This window comes from Desulfotignum balticum DSM 7044 (assembly GCF_000421285.1).
Taxonomy (GTDB): Bacteria; Desulfobacterota; Desulfobacteria; order Desulfobacterales; family Desulfobacteraceae; genus Desulfotignum; species Desulfotignum balticum.
This window is the reverse complement of the sequence record NZ_ATWO01000001.1, coordinates 4,414,340-4,441,104: the sequence shown is the minus strand read 5'-3', so window position 1 is coordinate 4,441,104 and position 26,765 is coordinate 4,414,340. Positions and strand designations below refer to the sequence as shown.

At 51.5% G+C, this 26,765-nt stretch carries 27 protein-coding genes; 16 read left to right on the top strand and 11 right to left on the bottom strand.

Annotated features, from left to right (window positions below):
• Nucleotides 1-57 precede the first annotated feature (57 nt).
• The 9 genes from K365_RS0122210 (at nt 58) to K365_RS0122165 (ending at nt 9,558) form a co-directional block, all read left to right on the top strand.
• A complete protein-coding gene (locus tag K365_RS0122210; RefSeq protein ID WP_024336362.1) occupies nt 58-2,853 on the top strand; it encodes a type I restriction endonuclease subunit R in 2,796 nt (931 codons plus the stop codon).
• On the top strand, nt 2,850-4,277 hold the full coding sequence (locus K365_RS0122205; RefSeq protein WP_024336361.1) for an AlbA family DNA-binding domain-containing protein: 1,428 nt from the start codon (nt 2,850-2,852) through the stop codon (nt 4,275-4,277). The genes K365_RS0122210 and K365_RS0122205 overlap by 4 nt, the downstream gene beginning before the upstream one ends.
• 9 nt (nt 4,278-4,286) lie before the next feature.
• Nucleotides 4,287-5,954 carry a type I restriction-modification system subunit M gene (locus tag K365_RS0122200; protein ID WP_024336360.1) on the top strand — a complete coding sequence of 556 codons (1,668 nt, stop codon included), beginning with the start codon at nt 4,287-4,289 and terminating at the stop codon, nt 5,952-5,954.
• Complete coding sequence (locus tag K365_RS26905; RefSeq protein ID WP_024336359.1) at nt 5,951-7,285, top strand: restriction endonuclease subunit S; 1,335 nt, start codon at nt 5,951-5,953, stop codon at nt 7,283-7,285. Before K365_RS0122200 ends, K365_RS26905 begins: the two co-directional genes overlap by 4 nt.
• 532 nt (nt 7,286-7,817) lie before the next feature.
• Nucleotides 7,818-8,099 (top strand): ribbon-helix-helix domain-containing protein, encoded by a 282-nt coding sequence (locus K365_RS0122185; RefSeq protein ID WP_024336358.1) that lies wholly within the window; start codon nt 7,818-7,820, stop codon nt 8,097-8,099.
• Entirely contained in the window at nt 8,099-8,425 is a 327-nt protein-coding gene (locus K365_RS0122180) for a type II toxin-antitoxin system RelE/ParE family toxin (RefSeq protein ID WP_024336357.1), read from the top strand. The genes K365_RS0122185 and K365_RS0122180 overlap by 1 nt, the downstream gene beginning before the upstream one ends.
• 233 nt (nt 8,426-8,658) lie before the next feature.
• Nucleotides 8,659-8,916 (top strand): type II toxin-antitoxin system RelE/ParE family toxin, encoded by a 258-nt coding sequence (locus tag K365_RS0122175; RefSeq protein WP_024336356.1) that lies wholly within the window; start codon nt 8,659-8,661, stop codon nt 8,914-8,916.
• The gene (locus K365_RS0122170) at nt 8,913-9,188 is read left to right on the top strand and encodes a helix-turn-helix domain-containing protein (protein ID WP_024336355.1); all 276 of its coding nucleotides are present in this window, start codon (nt 8,913-8,915) and stop codon (nt 9,186-9,188) included. Before K365_RS0122175 ends, K365_RS0122170 begins: the two co-directional genes overlap by 4 nt.
• A gap of 70 nt (nt 9,189-9,258) precedes the next feature.
• Nucleotides 9,259-9,558, top strand: a complete 300-nt coding sequence (locus K365_RS0122165) for an MTH1187 family thiamine-binding protein (protein ID WP_006967725.1) — start codon at nt 9,259-9,261, stop codon at nt 9,556-9,558.
• A 1-nt stretch (nt 9,559) separates the two neighbouring features.
• Here the strand turns inward: K365_RS0122165 and K365_RS0122160 are convergent, their stop codons facing one another.
• Nucleotides 9,560-10,456, bottom strand: coding sequence for a hypothetical protein (locus K365_RS0122160; RefSeq protein ID WP_024336354.1), 897 nt, complete (start codon nt 10,454-10,456; stop codon nt 9,560-9,562).
• Between the two features lie 106 nt (nt 10,457-10,562).
• On the opposite strand from K365_RS0122160, the gene K365_RS0122155 reads away from it, so the two are divergent.
• The 4 genes from K365_RS0122155 (at nt 10,563) to leuD (ending at nt 13,716) form a co-directional block, all read left to right on the top strand.
• Complete coding sequence (locus K365_RS0122155; RefSeq protein ID WP_024336353.1) at nt 10,563-11,195, top strand: IMPACT family protein; 633 nt, start codon at nt 10,563-10,565, stop codon at nt 11,193-11,195.
• Nucleotides 11,196-11,277: 82 nt separating this feature from the next.
• On the top strand, nt 11,278-11,862 hold the full coding sequence (locus K365_RS0122150; RefSeq protein ID WP_006967722.1) for a helix-turn-helix domain-containing protein: 585 nt from the start codon (nt 11,278-11,280) through the stop codon (nt 11,860-11,862).
• 14 nt (nt 11,863-11,876) lie between these two features.
• A complete protein-coding gene (locus K365_RS0122145; RefSeq protein WP_024336352.1) occupies nt 11,877-13,169 on the top strand; it encodes a 3-isopropylmalate dehydratase large subunit in 1,293 nt (430 codons plus the stop codon).
• 22 nt (nt 13,170-13,191) lie between these two features.
• Nucleotides 13,192-13,716, top strand: coding sequence for a 3-isopropylmalate dehydratase small subunit (leuD, locus tag K365_RS0122140; RefSeq protein WP_024336351.1), 525 nt, complete (start codon nt 13,192-13,194; stop codon nt 13,714-13,716).
• A 48-nt stretch (nt 13,717-13,764) separates the two neighbouring features.
• On the opposite strand, the gene K365_RS0122135 is transcribed toward leuD, so the two are convergent.
• The 3 genes from K365_RS0122135 to K365_RS0122125 all read right to left on the bottom strand — a co-directional run bounded on the left by K365_RS0122135 (nt 13,765) and on the right by K365_RS0122125 (nt 17,485).
• Nucleotides 13,765-15,795: a penicillin-binding protein 1A gene (locus tag K365_RS0122135; protein WP_024336350.1), complete on the bottom strand. Its 2,031-nt coding sequence runs from the start codon at nt 15,793-15,795 to the stop codon at nt 13,765-13,767.
• Nucleotides 15,788-16,648: an aq_1923 C-terminal domain gene (locus tag K365_RS0122130; protein ID WP_024336349.1), complete on the bottom strand. Its 861-nt coding sequence runs from the start codon at nt 16,646-16,648 to the stop codon at nt 15,788-15,790. Before K365_RS0122130 ends, K365_RS0122135 begins: the two co-directional genes overlap by 8 nt.
• Before the next feature lie 63 nt (nt 16,649-16,711).
• Nucleotides 16,712-17,485: a carbon-nitrogen hydrolase family protein gene (locus K365_RS0122125; RefSeq protein ID WP_024336348.1), complete on the bottom strand. Its 774-nt coding sequence runs from the start codon at nt 17,483-17,485 to the stop codon at nt 16,712-16,714.
• A 397-nt stretch (nt 17,486-17,882) separates the two neighbouring features.
• Between K365_RS0122125 and K365_RS0122115 the strand changes: the two genes are divergently transcribed.
• From K365_RS0122115 to K365_RS0122105, 3 genes are read left to right on the top strand one after another with little or no spacing between them, the layout of a single operon-like run.
• Nucleotides 17,883-18,248 carry a CGGC domain-containing protein gene (locus K365_RS0122115; protein WP_024336347.1) on the top strand — a complete coding sequence of 122 codons (366 nt, stop codon included), beginning with the start codon at nt 17,883-17,885 and terminating at the stop codon, nt 18,246-18,248.
• A 19-nt stretch (nt 18,249-18,267) separates the two neighbouring features.
• On the top strand, nt 18,268-18,522 hold the full coding sequence (locus K365_RS0122110) for an FmdB family zinc ribbon protein (protein WP_024336346.1): 255 nt from the start codon (nt 18,268-18,270) through the stop codon (nt 18,520-18,522).
• Nucleotides 18,523-18,524: 2 nt separating this feature from the next.
• Nucleotides 18,525-18,962, top strand: a complete 438-nt coding sequence (locus tag K365_RS0122105) for an iron-sulfur cluster assembly scaffold protein (protein ID WP_024336345.1) — start codon at nt 18,525-18,527, stop codon at nt 18,960-18,962.
• 82 nt (nt 18,963-19,044) lie between these two features.
• On the opposite strand, the gene K365_RS26900 is transcribed toward K365_RS0122105, so the two are convergent.
• The 7 genes from K365_RS26900 to K365_RS0122070 all read right to left on the bottom strand — a co-directional run bounded on the left by K365_RS26900 (nt 19,045) and on the right by K365_RS0122070 (nt 26,727).
• The gene (locus tag K365_RS26900) at nt 19,045-19,707 is read right to left on the bottom strand and encodes a peptidoglycan DD-metalloendopeptidase family protein (RefSeq protein WP_024336344.1); all 663 of its coding nucleotides are present in this window, start codon (nt 19,705-19,707) and stop codon (nt 19,045-19,047) included.
• A gap of 16 nt (nt 19,708-19,723) precedes the next feature.
• Nucleotides 19,724-22,192: a radical SAM protein gene (locus K365_RS0122095; protein WP_024336343.1), complete on the bottom strand. Its 2,469-nt coding sequence runs from the start codon at nt 22,190-22,192 to the stop codon at nt 19,724-19,726.
• A 1-nt stretch (nt 22,193) separates the two neighbouring features.
• Entirely contained in the window at nt 22,194-22,517 is a 324-nt protein-coding gene (locus K365_RS0122090) for a hypothetical protein (protein ID WP_006967711.1), read from the bottom strand.
• A gap of 105 nt (nt 22,518-22,622) precedes the next feature.
• Nucleotides 22,623-23,720, bottom strand: a complete 1,098-nt coding sequence (locus K365_RS0122085) for an ABC transporter ATP-binding protein (RefSeq protein WP_024336342.1) — start codon at nt 23,718-23,720, stop codon at nt 22,623-22,625.
• A gap of 88 nt (nt 23,721-23,808) precedes the next feature.
• Nucleotides 23,809-24,972: an extracellular solute-binding protein gene (locus K365_RS0122080; protein WP_024336341.1), complete on the bottom strand. Its 1,164-nt coding sequence runs from the start codon at nt 24,970-24,972 to the stop codon at nt 23,809-23,811.
• Nucleotides 24,973-25,048: 76 nt separating this feature from the next.
• A complete protein-coding gene (locus tag K365_RS0122075; protein ID WP_006967708.1) occupies nt 25,049-25,849 on the bottom strand; it encodes an ABC transporter permease in 801 nt (266 codons plus the stop codon).
• Nucleotides 25,850-25,860: 11 nt separating this feature from the next.
• On the bottom strand, nt 25,861-26,727 hold the full coding sequence (locus K365_RS0122070; protein WP_024336340.1) for an ABC transporter permease: 867 nt from the start codon (nt 26,725-26,727) through the stop codon (nt 25,861-25,863).
• Between the last annotated feature and the right edge of the window lie 38 nt (nt 26,728-26,765).

The window sequence follows — 26,765 nt, the reverse complement described above, 5'->3', positions numbered from 1 at the left end:
TTTTCTTGAAATGAACCAACTGCCTGAAAAAAGCAATATAATTCCAAACTGTCTGCCATGAAAACAGAAAAAGACACCAGAGCGGAGCTGATTGACAATCAGCTGCAAAAAGCGGGATGGAATGTCAATGATCCAACCCAGGTGGTGCAGGAATACGATATTCTTGTCGATCTTCCAGATGGTGTTGTCGAGGCGCAGACGCCTTACCAGGGCCATCAGTTCAGCGACTATGTCCTTTTGGGGAAAAATGGCAAACCCCTGGCTGTGGTGGAGGCGAAAAAAACGAGCAGGGATGCAGCGATCGGCAGGGAGCAGGCAAAGCAGTACTGCTACCATATCCAGAAACGGACCTGCGGATTTTTGCCTTTCTGTTTTTATACCAACGGATTGGAAACCTATTTCTGGGATCTGGGAAACTATCCGCCGCGCAAGGTCATTGGATTCCCCACCCTGGACGACCTGGAGCGGCTGAACTATATCCGGCAGAATCGCAAACCGCTCACCCGTGAACTGATCAACACCGATATTGCCGGGCGCGACTACCAGATCAGGGCCATCCGTTCCGTTCTCGAAGGGATTGAGAAAAACAAACGCACTTTTCTGCTGGTCATGGCCACCGGAACCGGAAAGACCCGTACCAGCATTGCCCTGGCAGATGCCCTGATGCGGGCCGGCCATGCAGAGAGAATCCTTTTTCTGGTGGATCGCATCGCCTTGCGGGAACAGGCATTGAACGCCTTTAACGAGCATCTGCCGGACGAACCCAGATGGCCGAATATGGGTGAAAAGCTGATGCGTATGGATCGCCGGATTTATGTTTCCACATATCCCAGCATGCTCAACATCATCCGGGATGAGAACCAGTATGTGTCCCCTTATTTTTTTGATTTTATCTTTATTGATGAAAGCCATCGCTCCATTTACAACACCTATGGCGAGATTTTGGATTATTTCAAAACCATGAATCTGGGGATGACGGCAACCCCCATGGACATGATCGATCATAATACCTTTTCCCTGTTCGATTGTGAGGATGGTCTGCCCACATTTGCCTATACCTTTGAGGAAGCCGTCACCAATACGCCGCCGTACCTGAGCAATTTCCTGGTGATGAAAATTCAGACAAGATTTCAGGCAGACGGCATCAGTAAACGGACCATCGCTCTTTCGGATCAGAAAAAACTGCTGCTGGACGGGGTGGATATCGAAGAGATCAATTTTGAAGGCACCCAGCTTGAGAAAAAAGTGATCAACCGGGGAACCAACACCCTGATTGTGAAAGAATTCATGGAGGAATGCCTTAAGGATCAAAACGGGGTGCTGCCCGGCAAGACCATTTTCTTTTGTTCTTCCAAGGCTCATGCCAGACGCGTGGAAGAGGTGTTTGATGCTCTTTTTCCGCAGTATAACGGCGAGTTGGCCAAAGTCATGGTGTCTGATGATCCCAGGGTTTATGGAAAAGGAGGGCTTTTAGACCAGTTCACCAACCAGGATATGCCCCGGGTTGCCATCAGTGTGGATATGCTGGATACCGGCATTGATATCCGGGAAATCGTCAATCTCTGTTTTGCAAAACCCGTGTATTCCTACACCAAGTTCTGGCAGATGATCGGCCGGGGCACGCGCCTTCTGGAACCAGCCAAACCCAAACCCTGGTGTCTTGAAAAACAGGCCTTTTTGATCATGGACTGCTGGGATAATTTTGAATACTTCAAGCTGATACCGGAAGGGAAAAAACTGGATCCAGGCCTGCCACTCCCGGTAAGGCTGTTCGGTATCAGACTGGATAAAATTGAAACCGCCCTGCATCTTGCCAAAGAAGACATTACCCAAAAAGAAATTGAAAACCTTCGTCGGCAAATTGATCAGCTGCCTAAATCGTCGGTGGTCATCAAAGAGGCGGCGGTCCTGTTGAATCGTCTGGCAGAGGAAAATTTCTGGACTCACCTGGACCGGGACAAGCGTGAATTTTTGCGCACTCAGATCAAACCGTTGTTTAGAACCCTTTCAGATACAGATTTCAAGGCCATGCGGTTCGAAAAAGATGTGCTGGAGGTCTCCATTGCACGGCTTTTAAAAGACAAAAGGCGCTTTGATGCCTTAAGATCCAGTGTCATTACCCAGATCGGTGAACTGCCTTTGTCCGTCCATATTGTAAAACGGGAACAGGACCTGATCGAAAAATCCCAGAAAGAACATTTCTGGACAGATCTGTCTGATGCCGCGTTGGATCTCCTTGTGGAAAAGCTCAGCCCTTTAATGAAATTCAGGGAAAAAGACAATCCGTTTTCACCCATTCAACTGGACCTCAAGGACAAGGTAAAGCAAAAAGAGTTTGTTGAATTCGGTCCCCGGCACGAAGCCGTCAGCATCACCCGGTACAGGGAGATGGTGGAGGCCAAAATCCTGGCGCTTATGGAAGACAACCCGGTGCTGTTGAAAATCAAGGAAAACAGGGTGGTGTCAGAAACCGATATCCAGACCCTGGCAAAAACCTTGACGGATGCCCATCCTCACATCACCGAAGATCTGCTGAAAAAAGTGTATCAGCATCCAAAAGCCGGATTTATCCAGTTCATCCGCCATATTCTGGGGGTTGAGCCCCTGGCATCTTTTCCCCGAACCGTTGCAAACGCCTTTGATCAGTTCATCACCTCGCATACAGACCTGAACTCCAGACAGCTGGAGTTTTTGCGGCTGCTCAAAGAATTTATCCTTGAACGGGAAAAAGTGGAGAAAAAAGACCTGATTCAGTCCCCGTTTACCGTGATTCATCCCCAGGGCATCCGGGGAGTCTTCAGCCCGGCCGTTATCAATGAGATCCTGGCATTGACCGAGGAACTGGCCGCATGATCCACCGAAAAACAACACCCGAAGAACTGGCCTTGATCCTTGAGGAAGGAGAAGGCTACACCCTGGAGTTCAAGCAGAATGTGAACGCTGATTTGGCAAAAGAACTGGTCGCTTTTGCCAATGCATCGGGCGGCCGGATTTTTATCGGTGTGGATGACAATAACCAGATTACCGGCTGCCAATTTTCCAATGCCCTTTTTTCCAAAATCGAAACCATGGCCGCTGCCTGTGATCCGCCGGTGACCATCTTTATTGAAAAAATGCCGGATCAAAATATCATTGTGATCCATGTGCCCGAAGGGGCCAACCGTCCCCACCGCTGTACCAAGGGATTTTATCTGAGAAACGGTGCCAGTTCCCAGAAAATGAGCACCGCCGACATCACCGCCTTTATCCAGTCCGAAGGAAAGGTCCGGTTTGATCAGCAGCTCAGGATGGACCTGAATTGGAAAGAGGTGCTTGATCCATCCCGCCTGGAACACTTTTTATCTCTCATCGGCATTGCCCAGAAAACGGATACTGCAAACCTGCTGCGCAATCTTGGGGCAGGTGATGAAAAAGAGGGCCGCTTTTACCTGAACCAGACCGGGATGCTTTTTTTCGCAAAAAATCCGGCATTGCGGCAGCCCTATGTCAATGTCATATGCGCCCTGTTCAAAGGCACGACCAAAGCCTATATCCTGGACCGCAAGGAACTTTCCGGCAATATTCTTGAAAATGTGGAAGATGCCCTGCTGTTTTTAAAAAAGCACCTCCAGCTTCGCTGGGAAATCACAAAAGACAGCCCCCGCCGTCAAGAAATCCTGGAGCTGCCGGAAGTGGCCCTGCGGGAAGCCGTGGTCAATGCTGTCTGCCACCGGGATTATCTTGAGCAGGGCGCCCAGGTGATGGTGGAAATTTTTGACGACCGGGTGGAGATCCATAATCCCGGCGGTCTGCCCAGGGGATTGCCGGAAAAGGATTTCGGCAAACGCAGCGTCTGCCGCAACCCCAATATCGCAGCACTGCTGTTGCGGTGCGACTATATCGAGAAAATGGGCACCGGCATCGAGCGGATCTATGCGGCCCTGAAAAATGAAAACTGCCCGCCGGTCAAAATCGAATATACCACCTTGTTTTCCCTTGTCTTTTCACGGCCAAGCTATATAACCTCCCGGGGAACACAAAAATCCAGGGAGAAAACCCGGGAGAAACCTAGGGAGAAACCCAGGGAGAAACCCAGGGAGAAACCCAGGGAGAAAACCCGGGAGATCATCCTTGAGCTGATGCGCAAAACCCCGGACATTACCACGGCCCGGCTGGCTGAGTTGACCGGGCTGACACCCAAGGGAATCGAATGGCAGATTGCACAGCTTAAAAAAAACGGCCTGATTGAGCGGGTCGGCCCGGATAAGGGCGGCCACTGGAAGGTGACAGACAATTAAGGAAACACCATGCTCCAACATAATCCTGAAATAAAATCACAGATCGAGCAGCTCTGGAACAAGTTCTGGGCCGGCGGGATCTCCAATCCCCTTACCGCCATCGAGCAGATCACCTATCTGCTGTTTATGAAACGGTTGGATGAGATAGATTTGAAAAATCAGTCTGACGCCGAGTTCACAGGCGAGCCTTATTCCTCCCGATTTGAGGGGGTCTGGGTGCCGCCGGAACACCGGGATAAAAAAAAGGAAGACCAGAAACCCTTTGAAGTGGATAAAAAGACCCTTCGCTGGAGCGAATTCAAACACTACCATGCCGAAGAGATGCTGACCCATGTCCAGACCCGGGTATTTCCGTTTTTAAAAGATATGAACGGATCGGAATCCGGCTTTACCCATCACATGAAAAACGCCGTGTTCATTATCCCCAAACCCGGCCTTCTGGTGGAAGCGGTCAAAACCATCGATGAAATATTCCGGATCATGGAAAAGGACTCCGTGGAAAAAGGCCAGGCATTCCAGGATATCCAGGGAGATGTCTATGAATACCTGCTCTCTGAAATTGCCTCCGCCGGGAAAAACGGGCAGTTTCGGACTCCCCGCCATATCATCAAATTGATCGCGGAACTGGTCAAACCCCGGCTTGGAAACCGGATCGGGGATCCGGCCTGCGGGACCGGGGGCTTTCTGCTGGGGGCCTACCAGTATATTGTGACGGATATTGCAAGAAAATCAGGGAACCAGGAGTTGAAACCGGATGAAGACGGCTTTGTTAGAACATCGGTCAGCGCCGCCTATGGACAAGAATCCAAAGCGATACTGGACAAAAGCCTTTTCGGCTATGATATTGACAGCACCATGATCCGCCTGGGCATGATGAACCTGATGATGCACGGCATTGACGAGCCCCTGCTGGATTATAAGGACACCTTGAGCAAAGGATTCAACGAGCCCAACCAGTATCAGATCATCATGGCCAACCCTCCCTTTACAGGCTCCATTGACAAAAGCGATATCAACGAGGATCTGACCCTGTCCACCACCAAGACCGAGCTGCTGTTTGTGGAAACCATGGTGCGGATGCTCAGAAAAGGCGGCACTGCCGGTGTCATTGTCCCCCAGGGCGTGCTGTTCGGGTCAGGCAAAGCCTTTGTGGCCGCCAGGCAGATTCTGGTGGACCGGTGCGAACTTAAGGCCGTCATCACCATGCCCAGCGGTGTGTTCAAACCCTATGCCGGTGTCAGTACGGCCATCCTGGTGTTTACCAAGGTCTACGACAAAGAGGATAAGGTCACGGAACCCGCCACCCGGAACGTCTGGTTCTATGAAATGGAGTCTGACGGCTATTCCCTGGATGACAGGCGCAACAAGCTCGATACGTCCGGCGATCTACAGGATATCGTGGAAAAATTCAACACCCGTGACCCGGAGACGGAAACGGACCGGAAAAATCCCAAAGGCTTTTTTGTCCACTACCAGGAAATCAAGGATGAAAACTATGACCTGTCCCCCAGCCGGTATAAGGAAATGGTGTTTGAGGAGATTGCGTATGAAAAGCCGTCCGTGATTCTGGACCGGCTGATTGCCAATGAGGTGGGGGAGATGGATGACAAAAATCTGGCAAAGGTAGAGAGTGGGATTGTGCGGGAGCTGCTGGCGTTGAAGGGGATGGTGGGATGAAGAAAATGCGACTCGGTGAGATAGCTGATGTTATAGCTGGTCAATCGCCACCTTCGAAGACCTACAATAGCACGAAAGACGGTTTGCCATTCTTCCAAGGAAAAGCCGATTTCCAAGAAAAACATCCCAAAATCAGGATGTGGTGTAACAGTAAAAAACGGAAGGAAGCTGAACCAAGTGATATATTAATCTCTGTGCGGGCACCAGTCGGCTCTGTAAATTTATGCGATAGATTGTCAATTATCGGTAGAGGATTGTCAGCTATCAGGCCCCGTTCAGGTATCCATGCTGATTACCTTTATTATTTTTTCAAAATGAATGAAGATAGAGTCGCTATTCTGGGCACCGGCTCAACTTTCAAATCAATAACTCAAGATATTCTTAAAAAAATAGAAGTACCAGTTCCCTACCAAAATGGATCTCCAGATTTAGATGACCAAACCCGCATCGCCATCCTGCTGTCCAAAGTCGAATCCCTGATTGCCAGACGAAAAAAAAGTATCGCAGATCTGGATGAGCTGTTGAAAAACACTTTTCTGGAGATGTTTGGTGATCCGGTGCGAAATGAGATGGGGTGGGAGAAAATTAAAATCGGTGAAATTGCTTCTATTCGCATTGGACCTTTTGGAAGTTTGCTTCATGCGGAAGATTATGTGAAAGATGGAATCCCCTTAATAAATCCAAGCAACATGGTAGACGGTAAAATAGTTCCAGACAAGAACTTGTCGCTTTCCCAAGAAAAATACAATGAGCTAAAAAATTATCATCTTGAAAGAAACGATGTCGTTGTTGCAAGGAGAGGTGAAATTGGTAGGTGTGCCATAGTTGAAACCGACAGTCATTTGTTTTGCGGTACAGGGAGTATGTTTGTTCGCATTACAAAAAAATATTATCCAATTTTTCTTCAGTTTCAAATCTATCAAACATCTTTAAAAGACTTTCTTGAGAGTAAATCAAAAGGCGTTACAATGAAGAATTTGAACTCAAAGATACTCAGTCAATTGAAAGTCCTGAAACCACCTCTCGAGTTACAAACTGAATTCGTCACCATCGTCGAAAAAGTCGAAGCCCTCAAAGAGAAATATCAGAACAGCCTCAATGACTTGGAAACACTGTATGGTGCATTGAGTCAGAAAGCCTTCAAAGGTGAGTTGGATCTCAGTCGGATTGCAATCTCAGAAGAATTGAAACCAAAGGATATTAAAATGGATGCGCCTCAAGTGAGAAACCCGGATCTTACTGTACAGGACGAATCGGTGAAAACACAGGAAACCCGGGAACAATTTTTGATGAGTGGCAGGCGGACGGAAAAAACCCGGACGATTTTTTAAAAACACTTTTCAGAAACACTGAGAAAAAACCATATGCTGAAGCAAATTTTCTGAAAGCACCTTTTCTAAAGGCATGCAAAAAGGCAGGATTGTTCGATAACCTATAGTTTCAATTTGGCAATAAATTGAAACCAAGCTGTTAACCCCGGCCGGCTGCGGTGTGAGATGCAAAAAAATTCACAGAATCGTAAAAGGTCAGCCAGAGATACCAAGCGGAATTTTTCCAGCCGGCTGAAAGGCCAGTTTTTTAAGAGTGTCTCCGGGATAATCAAATCCGGGTTTCCGGCCGGCGGGAAAGCCGTGTTTTGAGGTGTTGATTTATGCTGGTTGGGTTTCTTATTTCACCGCCCAGAAATCCTGTGGACTATCCCTGTAAACCTGTTCAAAAATATATAGGTTTTTTGATAATCTGAAAAACAAGAACAGGGCAAATGCTCCCCAAAAAATAATTAATATCTTTTAATTATGAAAGATGTTGAAATTTGTCTCCTATGGCAGTATGATTTTATAATACTGCCATAGGAGACAAACCATGCAACAAGAAAAAGCCGAGAGAATTACAATAACCCTTCCCCCTGATATGCTATCTGCAATAAAGAAAAAAGTCGGCTCCGGTTCCTACGGGTCCACAAGTGAATTAATCAGGGATGCTATGAGGTTATGGCAAAAAAGAGAAGAAGAGCACCAAGCAAGACTTTCTATAATCCGTGAACGGTTGGAACATTCGGCCCAAAATGGGACTCCTGTCCCACTCAAAACAGCATTTGAAAGCATTGAAGCACTGCACAGACAACGGATAAAAAAGAACGTCTAATGAAAAAATATGATGTTTATTTAATGCCGGATGCAATCAAAGATCTTGAAAATATATATGACTATATCACTGAAGAAAGCGGCTTTCCAGAAAGAGGATGGTCATATATTGAGAAACTAAAATTCAAATGCCAAAAGCTGGAAATAGCCCTTTTAAGAGGTCAGACGCGTAATGATTTAATGATAGGCGTAAGAATATATCCCCTTGATAAAAAGACGGTTGCAGCTTTTCTGGTCGATGAAGATAATCAAATGGTGAAAATTTTGAACATATTTTATGGCGGACAGGATTATGAGGCAATCATGTCCCCTTTTAAAACGGAATAGTCCCGACAATAATTTTTTATAACAATGAAACTCCTACAGTATAGCGGCCTGATTTCATGATCGTCTTGCTTTACGGGTGTTGACTTCTATCTATCTGGATTTTGATCTGGTTAAAAATTCACCCCAGACTTTCCCTGTGATTCCGGTTTTTTCAACACCTATGCCCTGTATTTTTTTGCTCTGAAGAACAATTTCACCTTGCTGTATGTTCGCATATGTGCTAACTTGATTGCATGAGAAAAATAATTTTCTATCGTTTGAATAATGGGAAGTGTCCTATTGAGGACTATCTTGATTCACTTTCCCAAAAACAGGTTGAAAAGATTTTTTTCGTTCTTGATTTGATCGAACAGCTTAATATGGTACCTCGCAAATTTTTTAAAAAACTGGAGGCCACTGACAACATATGGGAAGCAAGAGTTCAGCAAAAAGAAATCAAAAAAGCTGAAAAGAGAAAGAAAGAATATTTTTTGCAAAGGAGGCAAGGATGAGCGACCTTCAACAATATAAAAATAATAGAATGGCCCAAGACCCTGAGTTTTGGAAAAACTATGAAGAAAAATTTGAGACATTTAAACTTGGCATTCTTTTAAAACAAGCCCGAATTGATGCTGGAATGACTCAAGAACAAATTGCTAAGGAATTAAACACAACAAAATCTGTTATTTCAAGAATGGAAAATCATGCCAAGGATATTCGTTTATCTACCCTTGAGAAATTTGCTAAAGTTGTTGGAAGACAAATCCATGTAGCCCTGGTCTGACACAATATTCCCTTTTTTTCCGTGCGGCAAACGTGTACAAAGGGTTAACTCAATATGACAAGGAGTGAATATGAACGTGATCATTGATCTGTGTGTGGTGCCCCTGGGTGTGGGGTTGTCCGTATCCAAATATGTGGCGGCCTGTCACGAGATCATCAAAGCGGCCGGGCTGTCCTGTGAGCTGCATGCTTACGGCACCAATATCGAAGGCGAGTGGGACGAGGTGTTTGCAGCGGTGAAACAATGTCATGAAAGAATTCATGCCATGGGTGCCCCGCGCATCACCACCACCATCAAGGCCGGCACCCGGACGGACCGGGAACAGACCATGGCGGACAAGGTCAACAGCGTGAAAGAAAAACTGGCATAGGCTATATCGGTTCATTGGCTTTAAGGACGGAGATCATTTCATCGATTTTTTCCTGGGCCCCGGCAGCTTCCAGGGTACAGCCGCCGGCCCCTTTATGGCCCCCGCCGCCGTACCGGGCCAGCAGATGGCCTGAATTGACCTGGCAGCCGCGGTTGAAAATATTGTGGCCGATGCTCACCAGCACATGGGTTTTTCCGGCATCCCTGTAACGGATCTTGACGCTGGCCAGGGTCTCGGGAAACAGGCAGTACACCAGGAACCGGTTGCCCGACGGGACCGGGTCCAGGTTCCTGAAATCAGTCACACTGACCGGACCGGCCACCCGGGTATATGTTGTCAGATATCCTTCATAGTCCCGGTTCTGGCGGATGACTTCCTCACACCGGGCTTTAACGTCAGGATCTGCCATGACCGCATCCATGGACCGGGTCCGGAACAGCTCCACCAGGCGGTCCCAGTAGAAAGCGTCCTGGCCGTCCCGGTTCTGGATGGTCATGGACACCAGGATATGGGGATAATTTTCCGGGTGCAGGACCTGGTCTTTTGTAAGATCCGCGGAGTCGATGATATCCGTGTGATACACCAGATCATCGAACCGGTCATCCAGGTGCCCGGATGCCTTGTAGTGCTGATGAATCACACCGGCAGCGGACGGGGCCACGGCAAAGGCCCCCTCAAAGTCATGATCCGGCCGGTTGGATATATGATGGTCAAACCACATGGAACACCGGGAATCATAAGGCAGGTTGGCAAGAATATCGCCTTGCTGTATATGGGCGGTTTTTTTCTGCACGTCATTGGGTTCCACCCAGTAGATGGGGGTGTCGATATCCAGCGCTTGGCGCAGCAGAACAGCACACACAATGCCGTCAAAATCGGGCCGGGTCACAATTCTCATGGAAAAATCCTGTTCACTGTAGGGATGATTTTTATTTTTTGTCACACAATGTCACACCCGTCATGGTATAAAGCATACAGATAATATTTTCAAGGCAGATAACCCAATGACCCAAACCGATCCATTTTATTCCATTGCCCGATCCACCCGTGATCAGATAGTCACAGCCCAGCTCAAAATCAAACGGTCCACATTCACCTGCCGTCTGACCCATGCCGGAACCATTGATGCGGCCAAAGCGTTTATTACCGCGGTTTCCAGGGACAACAAAACCGCGACCCACAATTGCTGGGCCTATATTGTGGGGGATGCGGGACAGACCTGTCACTGTTCCGATGCCGGCGAACCCTCCGGCACGGCCGGCAAACCCATGCTCAATGTGCTGACCTCCCACCGCATGACCCAGGTGGCAGCCGTGGTGACCCGGCAGTACGGCGGGGTGAAGCTGGGTATCCGGGGATTGATCCAGGCCTATTCCGAATCCGTGGAGGCAGCCCTGGGAGCGGCTAAAAAAGTCCGGCTGATCCAGGCAAAACTAGTGCGGGTTCAGGTGCCGTATGACTGCAATGACCCGCTGTTGAACCAGGTCCGGCAGTTCAATGCCAGTATTGTGGACACGGATTACAAGGAATGGATCGTTCATGACATTCTTGTGGAAAAACACCGGGTCCCGGATTTTATCCAGATGCTGACTCAGTTTGAGCCCCATGGGCTGAAAGTGTTGGAGAAATCGGATTGACAGGGTCTTTATTTTAGTATAGTTTAATTAACCTTAATTATACTGAATATTGAACCATTTTATTTATCTGACACATAACATTATGAAAACAAAACTGGGCGCGTTGTTACGGGCCATTCGAAACACCCGGAATTTTACCATCAAGGATGTGGCAGCCAAGGCCGGCATCAGCTCCAGCCTGCTGTCCCAGATCGAACGGAACCGGATCTCCCCTTCTCTGGATACCTTGCTGCAGCTGCTGGAGGTCTACGGCGTATCACCGGATAAATTCTTCAAAGACTATGAAACCCAGTCCCAGGTGGAGATCATCCGGAAAAATGAGCGGAAAATCTATAAACGCAAGGGATTTTCCTATGAAAAACTGTGCGGGGAAAGCCAGACCAGAGGCAACCATTCCTTTAACGCGTTTTTTCTGGAACTGGCACCGGGCCAGGAGCGGGGAGATGCGGAAGACGGCCATCTGGGCAGAGAACTGGGTATCATCATTTCCGGCACAGCCCGGCTGATTTACGGGGATGAAGAACACCGGATCGAGGCCGGGGACTCCGTGTCTTTCTTTTCCCAGATTCCTCATCTGATCCGCAACACCTCGGACACGCTTTTTCAGGCCTACTGGGTGGTGACACCGGCAGATGGTGAAGATTATTTCGGAGAAAAAACAACCTGAATCAGGAGAAGGCCATGGGCAAGACGATTGCAGAAAAAATTTTTGATGATCATCGGGTGGACCAGCCGTTTGACGGTGTGACCGTGCTGCGCCTGGACCGGGTGTTCTGCCATGAAATCACCACCCCCACCGCGATTCAGGATCTGGTGGCCCGGGGCAAGGACCGGGTGTTTGATCCGGATAAAATCAAGGCGGTTATCGATCACGTGACCCCGGCCAAGGACGCCAAGACGGCCCTGCAGGGCAAGGTGCTGCGGGACTGGGCAAGGCGCCATAAAATTACCGACTTTTTTGATATCGGCCGCAACGGGGTCTGCCATGCCCTGTTTCCGGAAAAAGGATTTGTCCGTCCGGGGTTTGTCATTATCATGGGAGATTCCCACACCTGCACCCATGGGGCGTTCGGCGCATTTGCCGCCGGCGTGGGCACCACGGACCTGGAAGTGGGGATTCTCAAAGGAGTGTGTGCATTCAAAAAACCGGACACCTTGAAAATTGAAATTTTCGGACACCTTCAGCCCGGGGTGTTTGCCAAGGACGTGATCCTGGAGGTGATCCGCCGGATCACCGTGAACGGTGCCACCAACCAGGTGATCGAGTTCTGCGGCCCCGTGGTGGATGCCATGTCCATGGAATCCCGCATGACCCTGTCCAACATGGCCGTGGAAGCGGGGGCCACGTCAGGCATCTGCCGGCCGGATGCCGTGACAGTGGAGTATCTGTGGCCCTTTATCAAGGATGAATATCCGGATCGCGACGCGGTCCTGGCCGATTTTTCCCGGTATCTCCCGGATGACGATGCCGTGTACGCCGGTCAAGAAACCATCGATGTCACGGATCTGGTTCCGCTGACCACCTTCGGGTACAAGCCGGATCAAGTCAAACCCGTGTCCGACATGGCGGGCACACGGGTGGATCAGGTGTATATCGGTTCCTGCACCAACGGCCGCATTGAAGATCTGCGGGTGGCGGCCCAGGTGGTGAAGGGGAAAAAAATCGCCGAAACGATCCGGGCCATCGTTTCCCCGGCCACGGCGGACGTGTTTTCCAAAGCCATGGACGAGGGGCTGATCAAGATTTTCATGGATGCCGGATTCTGTGTCACCAATCCCACCTGCGGGGCCTGTCTGGGCATGAGCAACGGGGTGCTGGCATCCGGCGAGGTGGCAGCCGCCACCACCAATCGTAATTTCAACGGCCGCATGGGCAAAGGCGGCATGGTCCACCTCATGAGCCCGGCCACGGCAGCGGCCACGGCCCTGGCCGGCATCATTGCCAATTCACCTTTGTTTGCCCAACCGGCTTAGACGAATTTATCAGGAGCATAATATGACCACATTCAGCGGAACGGCCCTGTGTCTGGACCGGGCGGACATCAACACGGATGAAATCATTCCGGCCCGGTATCTGACGGAAATCGACAAGAACGTCCTGGGGCCTCATCTCATGGAAGACCTGGACCTGGCAGGATTTGACCCGCAAAAAGACCTGGCGGGCATCAATGTGCTGGTGACAAGAGAAAATTTCGGGTGCGGTTCCTCCCGGGAACACGCGCCCTGGGCCCTGGAAGCCAACGGCATCCGCGTGGTTATCGCCGAAAGTTTTGCCCGAATTTTTTATCAGAACATGTTCAACTGCGGCATGCTGGCCATCACCCTGGACACAAAACAGATCGACCGCCTGTGTGACGCAGCCGGCCCATCCCCTGTTCACATATCAGTAGATGTGGATGCCGGAGAAATCACTGCAACCGCAGGTCCGGATACCTGGACCATCCCCTTTACCCTGTCCGGATTTGAAAAAGCCCTGGTCAAAGCCGGCGGGTGGGTGGAATACGCCGACCAGAACTATTGACACGATTGCCAGGAATATGGATTTGATGATAGCCGCCGATGCCCGGACCTAATCCGACAGATCCGGGTATAACCCTGGCGGCCATGCATGGGAGGGTGGGACGTATTTCGGCTCTGTCCCTTTTTCAAACGCCAGCGTGATCCCGTTTTCCCGCCAGCCCGGTCCCATAAAGGTTCCCTCATGGGAAACGGTGCCAAACACAATGTTTTCTGGAATTTCAAACTCTTTTGATTTGTAACGATCCGCCACTGCCCCGTGATAGGCCGCCCAGACAGGTGCGGCAGCCCTGCCGCCGAAGCCTTGTTCCCCCATGGGGCTGCCATCGTCAAACCCCATGAAAACCCCTGTCAGCAGGTTGGGGGTAAACCCCACGAACCATGCGTCCCGTATGCCGTTGCTGGTGCCGGTTTTCCCGGCCACAGGCAGTCCCTTGATCCGTGCGCGCCGGCCCGTTCCCCTTTCCACGCATTGTTTGAGCATATCGGTCATGATATAGGCGGTCTGAGGGGACATGGCCTGTTTTGTCTGAACCCGATTGTGGAGAATCCGTTGCCCGTCCCGGTCATAAACGGAGAGCACCATCCGGGGTTGGATGATGGCGCCGCCCCTGGGAAAGGCGGAATAGGCCCGGACCATTTCCATCAGGGTGGTTTCCCCGGCCCCCAGGCTGATGGAAGGCACCTGGGGGAGATACGACGTTATGCCCATCTGCCGTGCCTGGGCAATGACCTTTGGGATACCCACCTGGAGGGCCACCCGTGCCGCCACCACGTTAATGGACCGGGCCAGGGCCGTGCACAGGAGCGTGGGGCCGGTAAATTCTCCGGAAACATTTTGCGGCGCCCATATTTCATCCGTGGCTGAAAGATATATGGAAAAAGGGGCATCCATGACCGGAGATGCGGCTGTATAGCCATGGGCCAGGGCCGTTGAAAACACGATGGGTTTAAAAAGAGAGCCGGACTGGCGCCGTGCCTGGGTGGCGCGGTTGAACTGGGTGTAATGGTAGTCATCCCCGCCTATCAGAGCTTTGACCTCCCCGGAATGGAGGTCCATGGAGAACAGGGCACCCTGAAGCCGGGGCCGGTTGCGGTCCCGGTCCGGCGCAAGTTGTGTCAACCCCTGGGCCAGAGCGTCTCTGGCCGCCTGGTGGAAGACAGGATCAAAGGCCGTATAAATGTGGAGCCCGCCTTCATACAGGGCATCTTTTCCATATTGGGACAGGAAAATGCCTTGCGGGTTCAGGTGTTCTCTGCTGAGATGCGTCCGCAGCCACCGCTGCACCTCTGCCAGATAATAGGATCCTGTTTTCCAGGTGGGATCGGGCATGCGCATGTAAATCAGGTGTTCTTCCCAGGCCTGCCGGTGCTGTTGGGTCGTGATGAAATGATCGGCCAGCATGCGGTCCAAAACATAGCGCTGCCGTTCTTTGGCCTTGTCCGGGGCCTGATGCGGGTTGAGCCGGGACGGGGCTTTGGGCAGACCGGCCAGCAGGGCGGCTTCTGCCAGGGAAAGGGCATGGGCCGGCTTGTTAAAATAGGTCCGGGCTGCGGCTTCCACCCCGTAGGCACCGGCACCCATGTAAATTTCATTGAGATAGATGGAAAGAATCTGTTCCTTGGAAAGCCGTTTTTCCAGTTGACAGGCCAGGACCGCTTCCTCGATTTTGCGGAAATAGGTTTTGTCACTGGAAAGAACCATCGTTTTTACCAGCTGCTGGGTGATGGTGGAGCCGCCCTGTTGCCGCGTTCCTGTTCTGACATTGTTTGAAAAAGACCGGAAAACTGCCTTGGGATCCACCCCGTCATGGATGTAAAACGCACTGTCTTCTGTAGCGATAAATGCCTGTTTCAAATAGGAGGGCAACTGGTCCATGACTATTGGAAACCGGTTCTGTCTGAAAAAGTAGGCCAGGACCCGGCCGTCTTTGTCATAGACCGTTGTGGTAAGCGGCGGCCGGTAATCCGTGAATTTGTCCAGAGCTGCGCCCACGTCCGGCGGCGCGGCAAAACAAAGTTTTCCGGCTGCGATAAACAGGCTTGCGCCGATAAACCAGGGAATGAAAAAACGGTTAAGCATTGGTAAAATGACAGGTCACCAGGTCCAGAAGCCTGGATATCCGCCGGGCGTTCAGAATGCGGGAGATCGTCACGGGCCGGTCCAGCCGCAGGATGATGTTCAGCCGGCCCGGGGCTTTAAAAAAATCCTGCAAACCGGACAGGGCCGCTGCCCGTTTTAAATCCCCTTGTTCTTCAGCCGCGTTTATTTCCAGTTGGGCGGCCTGGGTCATGAATTGTCTGAAATCCAGGAGATGTTTTGAATCACCGGCTATCAGCCGTTTCAGCAGTGTTTCATCCTGGTATTCCAGATTCATCTGCCGGATAATCAGCGGTTCAAACCGCAGGTCCGTGACCTCTTTGGGATTGAACCGGTCAATTTCCAGGCAAAGACGCAAGTGGCCGTAGTTCTTTTCGTTTAAATCCAGATGCCTGACAACCAGTTGGTGCCGGGTCGGGTCATAGGCAATTTCGGCAGTCATCCGGGCGTTCATATCGTAAAGATCCGGGAATGAAGCATTCGGGTCCGGTTCGTATCCCGGGATTTCGAAAAACCGGATCGCCTGCATGCGGATACGGATATACTCCAGATTCAGCCTTTGGTTGATGCTAGCGGACAGAAAAATTCGGCGGATGCCAACACGGTGCCCCAGAGGGGTTTGGATCCGGGTTCGGCCCAGGACGACCCCCAGGTGCAGGGGCATGATCCGGACGGTTTCCCATGAAATGTCCGCAACCCGGGCCACCTGGTTCACCTGCTGTTTCAGCAGGGCATCCACCCGGGCCGTTGCATAGGATTCAACAGCCCTAAAGGCGGATACCCCCATGAAACCGGTAATTAACGACAAAAATAGAATGACAAGGATTCGGCGCATATCTCCTTTTTATCATTACGTCCGGCATACGTCAGCTGAAAATATTTTATTGGGCGATCTTTTTTATTCTTTGACATACCGGGGATAGGTCTGTTTGGCGGCCCTGGCTTGGGATAGATCGATATCCCGGGTGAGTATCCACTGCTGCGGGTCGGTCAGTCCCTGCACCGCTCCTCTTTCCGGTTCGATGATCCAGCCGGTCCCGCCGAAATCCTCTCCCGGCACATTGGGGCCGTTGAAGTTGGAGGACAGGCAGAACGCCCCGGCCACGATGGCGGCGGCCCGGCCTCCCGGCACCCAGATATCGTGTGTGGACGCCGGTGTGGCCCGGGGACAGATCAGGATATCCACCTGCTGGGTTTTGTATTCTCTGGCCCGGTCCGTGAACCACAGGTCCGTACAGATCATGAACCCGATGGTCATCCCGTCCACCCGGGCCGCCTGGAATCGGCCGTTTCCCCGATGGTACCAGGCGGCTTCAAAATAACCGGGCTCGTCAGGCAGATAATATTTCTCATGGCAGGGCAGCACCCCGTCTTTCCGGGTCCAGATAATGCCCTGGTTCAACCGGCACTCATCCAGTGTCACCGGCCGGGACAGGGCCACCATGGGGACCGGCAGTTCTTCCAGACGTTCGATCCAGACGTCGTGGGCAGACACTGATTTATCCCACACCGCAAAGTCGATGTTTTCGGACCGGGTGATCCAGGAATAAAACGGCATTTCCGGCAGCACCAGCAAGTCGGATTTTGCCGATGCCAGATGATGGATCAACGCATTCCAGAAGGTGTCATCCTGTGTCCAGTTGTCCGGCAGTTCACATACGGTTACTTTCATTTTTTTTCTCCATCAGCCAGCCGGCCTTCATCGAATAAATCGATTTTACCAATGTGCCTTAATAAGGTGTCTGTATTGAATTTGCAAACAAAAAATGATCTGTTTTTGCCTGAGTTTCCTTCCACCAGCCAGATACAAAATAAATGGATCCCCACAAAAGCCCTCGGGCGAGCAACAGGGTCGCATTGCTGCGATTCCGGGTCCCGCAAAACAACCATCCCGTCAACCGCTTTTTCTTTAACTGCCTCAAATTATATGGATTCAAAAGTATTTTTATTTACAAGTTAAGCTGGCATATGGTTTGCAATTCAGCAATACAAATAAACCGTCGGCAGCAATCAATGGCTGTTGAACGAACAATGAACAAGAGAAACGGAACCGGATGAAAGGAGACCATATGGAAAAAATATTGATTGTCGGGTGTAAAAAAGCCATGGATGATGTCTGCATCGGATGCAGCAGATGTCTGGTGGGATTCAACAGAAAAGAGGGTGAATTCAGTGTATACAAAGACACGGATGCTGAAGTCACCGGGTTGCTGAACTGCGGGGACTGTCCGGGAGCGACCATTGTCACGCGCCTGGCCCAGGTGAACCTCTGGAATGCCCCCATGGGAGAAAAAGTCACCAAAATCCATATCGGCCCGTGCATCATGGACCATTGTCCCCACAAAGAGGTGATTGTCAAAAAAATAAAAGCCAAAGCCGGTGTGGAGGTGATTGAAGGGGCCCACCCCTATAAACCGGATAATATTTTTGCCTGACGGTTAAAGGAGTGATCTCATGCCTTTGTTTGATTTTCTATGCAATGACTGCGGCAAGACCTGTGAACTGCTCATGATCGGCACGGGGGACGAACCGAAATGCACGGCCTGTGGAAGCTCCAACCTGAGCAAACAGATGTCAGCCCATTCCGCCATGTCCGGCCCGGCAAAATTTCGAACACCCGGACCCGGGGATACGGCCTGCTGCGGTGCAGCACCCGGACAGGCATCGGGTTGCGCAGGTCCCGGAACCTGCTGTGGAAAGGCGTTCTGACCATGAATAAACTGGATGCATTTCTGGACAATCTCCAGAACGAAATTTTTGAAGAAGCCAGGCAGGCCTTAGGTGAAAAAGGATTCCACCGGTGGCGCAATCCCAAGTTCGGCGGCCGGATGGAAAATCCGGACGGCCATGGCCGTGTTACGGGGGAATGCGGCGATACCATGGAAATTTTTTTAAAGTTTAAAGACAACCGGGTATCTCACGCCTCCTATGTTACAAACGGATGCGCCTCCAGTGCCATTAGCGGTTCCTTTGCTGCTGAACTGACGCTGGGAAAAGATCCGGATGAACTCACCGACATTACAGATGAAAAGGTTCTGGAAACGATCGGCCGATTACCGGAAAAAGACCAGCATTGTGCCGGGCTTGCCGCAAGGACTGTCCAGGAAGCACTCAATGATTACATGATCCGCCAGCGGGACTGCAAATAACAACGCGGCCAATAAAAGAAGCCCCTGGCGGGGTCCTTATTCATTAGGACCCCGCCAGGGGCTTTTGCTGTAGGGTTGTGAGTTAAATTCGAAAAAGCGATAAAGGAGACGGGCAGATGCTGTCCATGATTGCCAGATCCTCCTTTGAGCAATACCCTTTGGATACCCAGCCGGTGTCATAGCCTTTTTGCGTGATGACCTGGAGGTGGGTGTGGTAAAACCAGTTGCCGTTTTCGTGGAAATCACCGATATAGGCAAACACCTCTCCCGGGGCAAACCGGTCTCCGGGTGCGGGCAGTTTTTCTTTGTTCAGGTGCCCGTACAGGCTGTAAAAAGTATCGAATTTCGGGCTGTCGTGACGCAGCAGCACATTGCCGCCGTAGTTGCCCGGGCCTTCTTCATATCCGCTTTCCTGAACCACACTGTCCAATGGGGCGCAAGCCGGGGTTCCCAGGGGGACGATAATGTCCAGTCCCAGGTGAAAATACCGCTGTTCCTCCTTCATCTGAGGGTATCGGGACAGGATGGTTTCCCGGTCCTCCAGGTAGGAGGCCAGTCCCCAGGTGTGCTGATTTTGCATGGTCTGGTCCAGCCAGCGTTGAAACGCCGGCTGGTTCGTTATGTCCACGGCATTGAAAACCTTTGATCCCACAGACAGATCCACGATCAGCGGGTCACGGGTCAGTCCCTTGAACACGGGTTTGATGTCAATATTTTTGCAATAGGCAATATAAGGATATTTCATGCTGTTTTGTCCTTTTTCAGGAAACCACAAAGTCATTGGTTTTGATCAGCCCGGGCATGGGGACCACCGGGTGGCCGGTTTCCGATATGGCGGTCCCTTCCGGAAATTGGAATTCCGGGGCCAGGGACGTATAATACGCCTGATCATAACACCGCAGTTTCACATCCACGGCATCGCCTTTTCGGATCATGGTGGATGTCAGTCCATAGTCCACTTCTCCTAAAGGTGTGGCAATGATATACCGGGGGATCTCGCGGCCGGATCCTTCTCTTCTGACTTTGGTGGCGATATCCACCACATCGTAGGAATCAATGGGATGGGCCGCGTTCCAGGATATCTGGACCGGCAGGCCGGCCACATACAGGTGATGGAATTCAATGCCGGTACTGCGCAGGGTATAGGCCAGGTCATGAATCCGGGTGTCATTGTCGTTGACTCCGCCCAGCAGCGGGACATTGGCATATATGGTGATGCCTTTGCTGTTCAGGCGCCGGGTGATAACGGTGTGATCCGGGGTCAGGTCCGATACCAGCACAAACCAGGTTTCAATTTCCAGCCGCAGGGGTGTCACCACAGACAGTGCGTTCACGTCTCCCAGAAAATTGATCCTGGCGCGTGTGAAAGCCCGGGGATCCGTGGCCAGTTTCATGGAGCAGACGCGCAGGGCATTGACATGGGGAATCGCCGCCAGTCTTTTTGCGATCCTTTGTATCTCATACAGGTGGTCCAGGGCCTCGCCCGTGACCCGCACATCCGTGATCCGGGGATCTTTGGCGATATAGGCAAATTCCGCCTCACCCGCCCGGGGATGGATGTTTACCCGGGTTTCATGCAGGCGTGATACACCGTCCACACCCGTATCCACCACGGAACCCGCCGTCTGGTCGGTCTCAGCCAGAGCGGTTCTGAGCCGGGCCACTTCTTCGGGCAGTGCTTCCGGGTTGACCGGGGCTGTTTTTTCGGGCCGGTTGCCCACCAGGTAGTCGTCATTACCGATTTTTGCCATGTACTGAATGTCAATGGTGCCTTCTGCGTTGACCCGGATGTTGGTCAGTGAATTGGCCAACGGTGCAAACGCCTTGAAATATTCCGGGGTGTAGGGCGTGCGGATCCATACGAAATAATCCTGATCCGCTACTTTTTCCACGGCCCAGCCGCTGGAGAACCAGTCCATTTTTCCGATGGGGGTGGCCGTGCAGATCCGCGGGATGACCCGGTCGGACAAATGGGCCCGCAGGTGCAGGGCAATATCGATTCCGTCGGACAACGGTTTCCAGTAAATGGAGTTGCCGTGGATGGGGCTGCACGGAATATAGATGTAGTGCAGTTCCGCCCCGGCCCCCCGCAGCAGGCTGAAAAGCCGCACCAGTTCCGGTCCGGTGTCATTGCAGTCGCTCAAGAACGGGGTCTGGATATACACGGCAATGCCGTGTTTTACCAGATCGGAAATAATGTCCAGGCTTTCCGGGGACACCTCGTCCGGATGGATGAAATGGGTGGCCACTTCAATCCGTTTGCCGATCCGGTTCAGTTCCAGACTTTTCTGTTTGATGTATTTGAGGTATTCCGCTTCTTTTTCCAGAAACAGGTCCGGATAATAGGCAATGGACCGGGTGGCCAGGCGCAGGGTCTGAACATGGTCCACCTCCTTGAGCCCGTCAATGGTGGCTTCCATGTTTTTCCGGTTCAAGAAAGGATCGCCGCCCGTGATCACGATCTCCTTGATGGAGGGGGATGACCGGACATGGTCCACGGCTTTCATCACCTCTTTGGGTGTGGGATTTTTTTCGTTCCGGGAATCTTTGTGTTTCCGGAAGCAGAACCGGCAGTACACCGGGCAGCTCATGTTGAGCAGAAAGATGACCCGGTTCTGATACATCTGTTCCAGCAGTCCGTCATGAAACTGGCCGATCCAGGTGTTGGTATGACCGATGTTGTCCAGTTCCTCCACAAAAGGCAGATACTGGTAGGCCACGTCCCTGGACACCATCATCTGCCGGATGGTATGCCGGGACAGCCGCACGGGATATTTTTCAATGACTTTCTGGATATCGTCCCGGTCCGTTTCCGGAATATTGTGGTTGGTCAGGGAAATGAGCTGTTCCGTACTTCTGACCGACACATATCCATGGCCGGGAATCACCTGTTCCAGAAAGGCCACCAGCAGGATATGGGGCAGGGTCACACCGTTCAGGGCCAGGGTCTGGCCTTCGCCTCCGGCGATGGCGGATAGAACGGTTTTAAAGAAATCTTCCGGATACCCTTCAAATCCCGTGGCCGCCAGCAGATTCTCCCATTTGCTCTGTCCGTTGCCCTGTTGGATGATATCGGCAAATTCTTTGCCGCAGAACTGGGCATTGCCGTAAATTTCCAGAAATGTCCGGGCGCCTTCCTCCAGTTGGGAAAGCGTTACGGATTTTTGTTCCCCGGAGTATTCGAACCGGATGTCCAGGGTGGTGTCTGATATGTTTCTGTCTGTTTTCATGTCACGCCTCTTTTGCCTTGTATAAATAATAGACCGTTTCTCTGGGAAAACCGTATCCCATGACCTGGCCCAGCACTTCATCTTCTTTGCCCGTCCCGATGCATACCACCAGATATTCTCTTTGAAGGGTTTCGTCCTTCACCTTTTTCCAGGTGAACCCATGGGTTTCAAAATAGGTATATGCCATGTGAGACGGATCAAAAATGGATTCTTCGCCCAGTGTCAAATCGTTTTCAAAAATGATGTAGCTGGCTTCCGGATCCAGCGTCTTTTTGATCCCCATGAAACTGCCGTGGATGGGGCTTTTATTTAACGGTTCGGTCACTGGATATTCTCTTTCTCCTTAATATTATGCGCAACTCTCCTGTGAGAACGGCGTTGAGTGGTCCCCGTTCTTTTGTTCTTGCCTGAAAAAACCGTCTGGTTTAAGTTATTGTTTCAACAATCGGCAGTGGAACGGATCCACCCGGATATAGACCTCATCTTTTCGGCGATACGGGGTTCGCTTGACAAAATTGATCACATGCAGCAGTTGTCCGCCGGCAATCTCCACAAAATAACTGACCTCGCCCCCCATATAGCTGCGGTCCTTGATTTTGCCGAAAAAATAATTCATCCCCTCTTCCTGCACAAAATCGGTTTGATAGCCCAGGGTCATTTTTTGTGCCCGGATCACGATTTCCGCTTTTTCTCCGTCTTCAAAATCCCCCACGGGACTGGCCAGACAGATGCTGCCGTCGGCCAGTTCCACTTCATAAATGCCGTCTTTACGGGTTTTTACCTGGGCTGCCAGAAAATTGGAATGCCCTAAGAAATCGGCCACAAAATGGTTGACGGAATTATTATATACTTCTTCAGGTTCCCCTTCCTGCTGAATAAATCCGTTTTTCATCACCACCACTTTGTCGGACATGGACAACGCTTCTCTCTGGTCATGGGTGACAAAAATCGTGGTCACCCCCAGTTCCATCTGAAGATTATCGATCTCCCGGCGCATGTCTTCCCTCAGATTTTCATCCAGGGCGGACAAGGGTTCATCCATGAGCAGCACGTCCGGTTCGATCACAATGGCCCGGGCCAGGGCAATGCGCTGCTGCTGCCCCCCGGACAGCTGGGACGGCATCCGGTTGCCCACACCGGGCAGACGCACGGTTTCCAGGGCTTTTTCCACTTTTTCCTTGATTTCGGTTTTGGACACATCCCGGTACTTCAGGCCGAACGCCACATTGTCAAAAATCGTTTTGTGGGGAAACAGCGCATAGTTCTGAAAGATCATGCCCAGATTCCGTTTGTGGATCGGGGTATCGTTGATGCGCTTTCCCTTGATAAAGATGTCTCCCCGGGTCGGGGCCTCCAGGCCGGCCAGCATCCGCAGCAACGTGGTTTTCCCGCAGCCGGAAGGGCCCAGCAGGGTGACAAAGGATCCTTCGGGAATATTCAGATCCATGGGCTGAACCGCCACCAGATCACCAAACCGTTTTTCAATGCCCTTGAATCTGACAAAGGCCGGGTCTTTTGCTTGTGTCAAACCAGTGTTCTCCCGTTTTTATCGATAAATTCAGGTCCCCGGCGGCATTCTGCCGCCGGGAGCGCTGTGTCATACTGTGTTACGCCAATCAGGCACCGGCGATGATCCGGTCCCATTTTTCCGCCCATTCGATCTGATGCTTGTTCCAGTAAGCCGGATCCGCAAACAGATACCCGTTCAGCTTGCCGGTGGGATCAAATGCCGGCAGTTTTTTCACGTCATCGGGCATTTCCACTTTGGTGGGGTCCAGGGCCGGCGGATATTTCTGTCCCTGGGCCACGGCAATGGCCGCATCCGGTTCCAGCATGAAGTTGAGCAGCTGCTGGGCCACGTCCAGATCCGTGCCTTTGAGCACGTACATGTATTCCATCCAGGAATAGGTGCCGTCCGGAGACAGATACCCGATGGGATGTCCCTGATCCTGGAGGGCTGCCACCCGGCCGGACCAGGCCACCGTGGCAAAGATTTCACCATTGGCCAGCAGGCTCATGAGTTCGGAGCCGGATGCCCAGTATTTTTTCATCAGGCTGCGCTGTTCGGTCAGCACTTTCCAGATCGCGTCGATATCCGTGATGTTGTTGGGGCTCTGGCCGGTGTGCAGGGCCGCGTACCACATATTGGTCCGGAAGTCTCCGCCCCAGGAGCCCAGCTTGCCTTTGAGGCTTTTTTCATACAGCAGAGACGCCCCCAGTTTTTCCGCATCTGCCTTGGAGATCTCATTGGTGTTGTAGGCAATCCCGGTCTGACCCAGATCGTAGGGCACAGCCGACAGGGTTCCGTTGGTGATTCCCCGCAGGGTGTCGGTCATTTTGGTCATGACATTTTTCATGTTGGGGATCTTGGATTCATCCAGAACAACGCCGAACCCTAAGTCCGTGTATCTGGCATAATCATATACGGCACTCAGATGCGCAATATTGAATTCTCCGCCGGGCGGAAAGGATGCTTTGACCTGGGTCAGAAAATCATCCATACCCGTGAAGGCGGCATCGATCACTTCAATCCCTGTGGCTTTGGTGAACGGGTCAAAGGCGAATTTACGCAGGGCCTCTGAGGTGGTGCCGCCCCAGGAATGGCAGGTAATGGAATTTTTACCGGCAAATGCCCGGCTTACCAGGCCGAAGGGGCCGCCGGCCAGTCCTAAGGCGGCGCCTGCGATGCCGGCGAACTTCACAAAATCCCGGCGGGAAATGTTTCCCTCCAGATAATTCTGATACACATCATCCAGCCGATTTTTCAAGTCTTTTGCCATGGTCGTCTCCTTTGTCTCTCAAGTTAAAATACCTGGTGCACACTGACCGGTGTCAGGTGCTGCCAAATCTCTATGTTCAGGGGGTGTTTCCCCTGGCAAAACGCCGGGCCACATACCCTGCCGCCAGGGGAATGGAAACGGTCAACACAATCATCACCGCTCCCAGCGCATTGATTTCCGGGCTGATGGATGTCCTGAGCATGCTGAAGATTTTGACCGGCACAGTCTGGTTCTGGGCCGTTGCCCAGAATAACGTGGCCGTGACATCATCAAAAGAAATGGTGAACGCGAACAGCATGCCCGCAAAAATGGCGGGCGCCAGCAGGGGAAACGTGATTTCTTTAAATGTCTGAAACGGGCTGGCTCCTAAAGACAGGGCCGCTTCTTCATATTCACGTTTGATGCCCACCAGCCGGGCCTGGACAATGAGCAGGACATAGGGCAGGGTCAGCACCACATGACCGATAAGCAGCATGGCAAAGCTTTTGGGCTGCTGGAGCCACCGGATGAACAGCAGCAGGGCCACACCCAGCACCACTTCCGGAATCATGATAGGAGCGATGAGCATGGTATTTAAAAAATCTTTGCCTCTGAATTCATACCGGATGAATGCCATGGCTGCCGGCACACCGATGGCCGTAGCAAATATGGCGGTCAGAGATCCCAGTACCAGAGAGTTTTTGAACGCATCCAGAATGGTGGAATTCTGGGACAGCTTGACAAACCACTTGAAGCTGAATCCCTCCATGGGAAAGGTGCCGAACTGCTGGGGGTTGAACGCGAGAATCACCACGGCCACAATGGGGGCGAACATCCAGACATACACCAGAATCGTGTACAGTTTGATCAGGGTCCAGCCGGAAATCAGTTTCTTCATAATTCTTCCCCTTACCCTTTGCTCAGGGATTTGAATATCTGGTTAATGCCCATATACCGGTTGTAAGTATAGACAATAAGCACCAGCAACAGCAGCAGGATGGTGGAAATGGCCGATCCGAACGGCCAGTCCAGAGTGCCGATGATCCGTTTGAAAATCAGGTTGGCGATCATTTCATTGCCCGGGCCTCCTAAGATCATGGGCGGCAGATAGGTGCCGCAGGTCAGCACGAACACCAAAAGACACCCGGCACTCACCCCGGGCAGACTCAAGGGCAGGGTGATTTCCCTGAATGCCTGCCATTCCGTGCAGCCTAAGCTTTTGGCCGCTTCGGTCAAACTTTTGTCAATGCCGTCCAGACTCACATAGATATTTAAAATCATGAAAGGCAGCAGATACTGGATCAGGCCCATGATCACAGCCCCTTCATTGTACAGCATGGGAATGGGGCTGGAAATCAGTCCGGATTTGAGCAGTAAATGGTTGATCAGTCCGGAATCCCCCAGAATGTTGATCCAGCTCAAGGTGCGGATGATGAAACTGATCCAGAACGGCAGCATCACCAGAATCATAAGATAGGGTTTGAGCCGGGATTCGGTGCGGTAAAAGAAATAGGCCGGGATATATCCCATGATCAGGCAGATGATCACGGTTTCCAGGGCCACCCGGATGGTATTGAGCAGGATCACGGGATAAAAGGAATCGGCAAAAAATTTGGCATAATTGCCGAACTGAAACGCCGGAATATCCATGCCGCTGGGGGCCCTGAGCCAGAAACTGTATACCACCACAAAACAAACCGGTATGACCAGCAGTAAAAAAACGGCTGTCAGAGAAGGTGACAGCAGCAACCAGGGTTTCCACGGTTTTTCTTTCATAAATCAACACCTTTGTTGGGTATGCATGACAGGGTTAA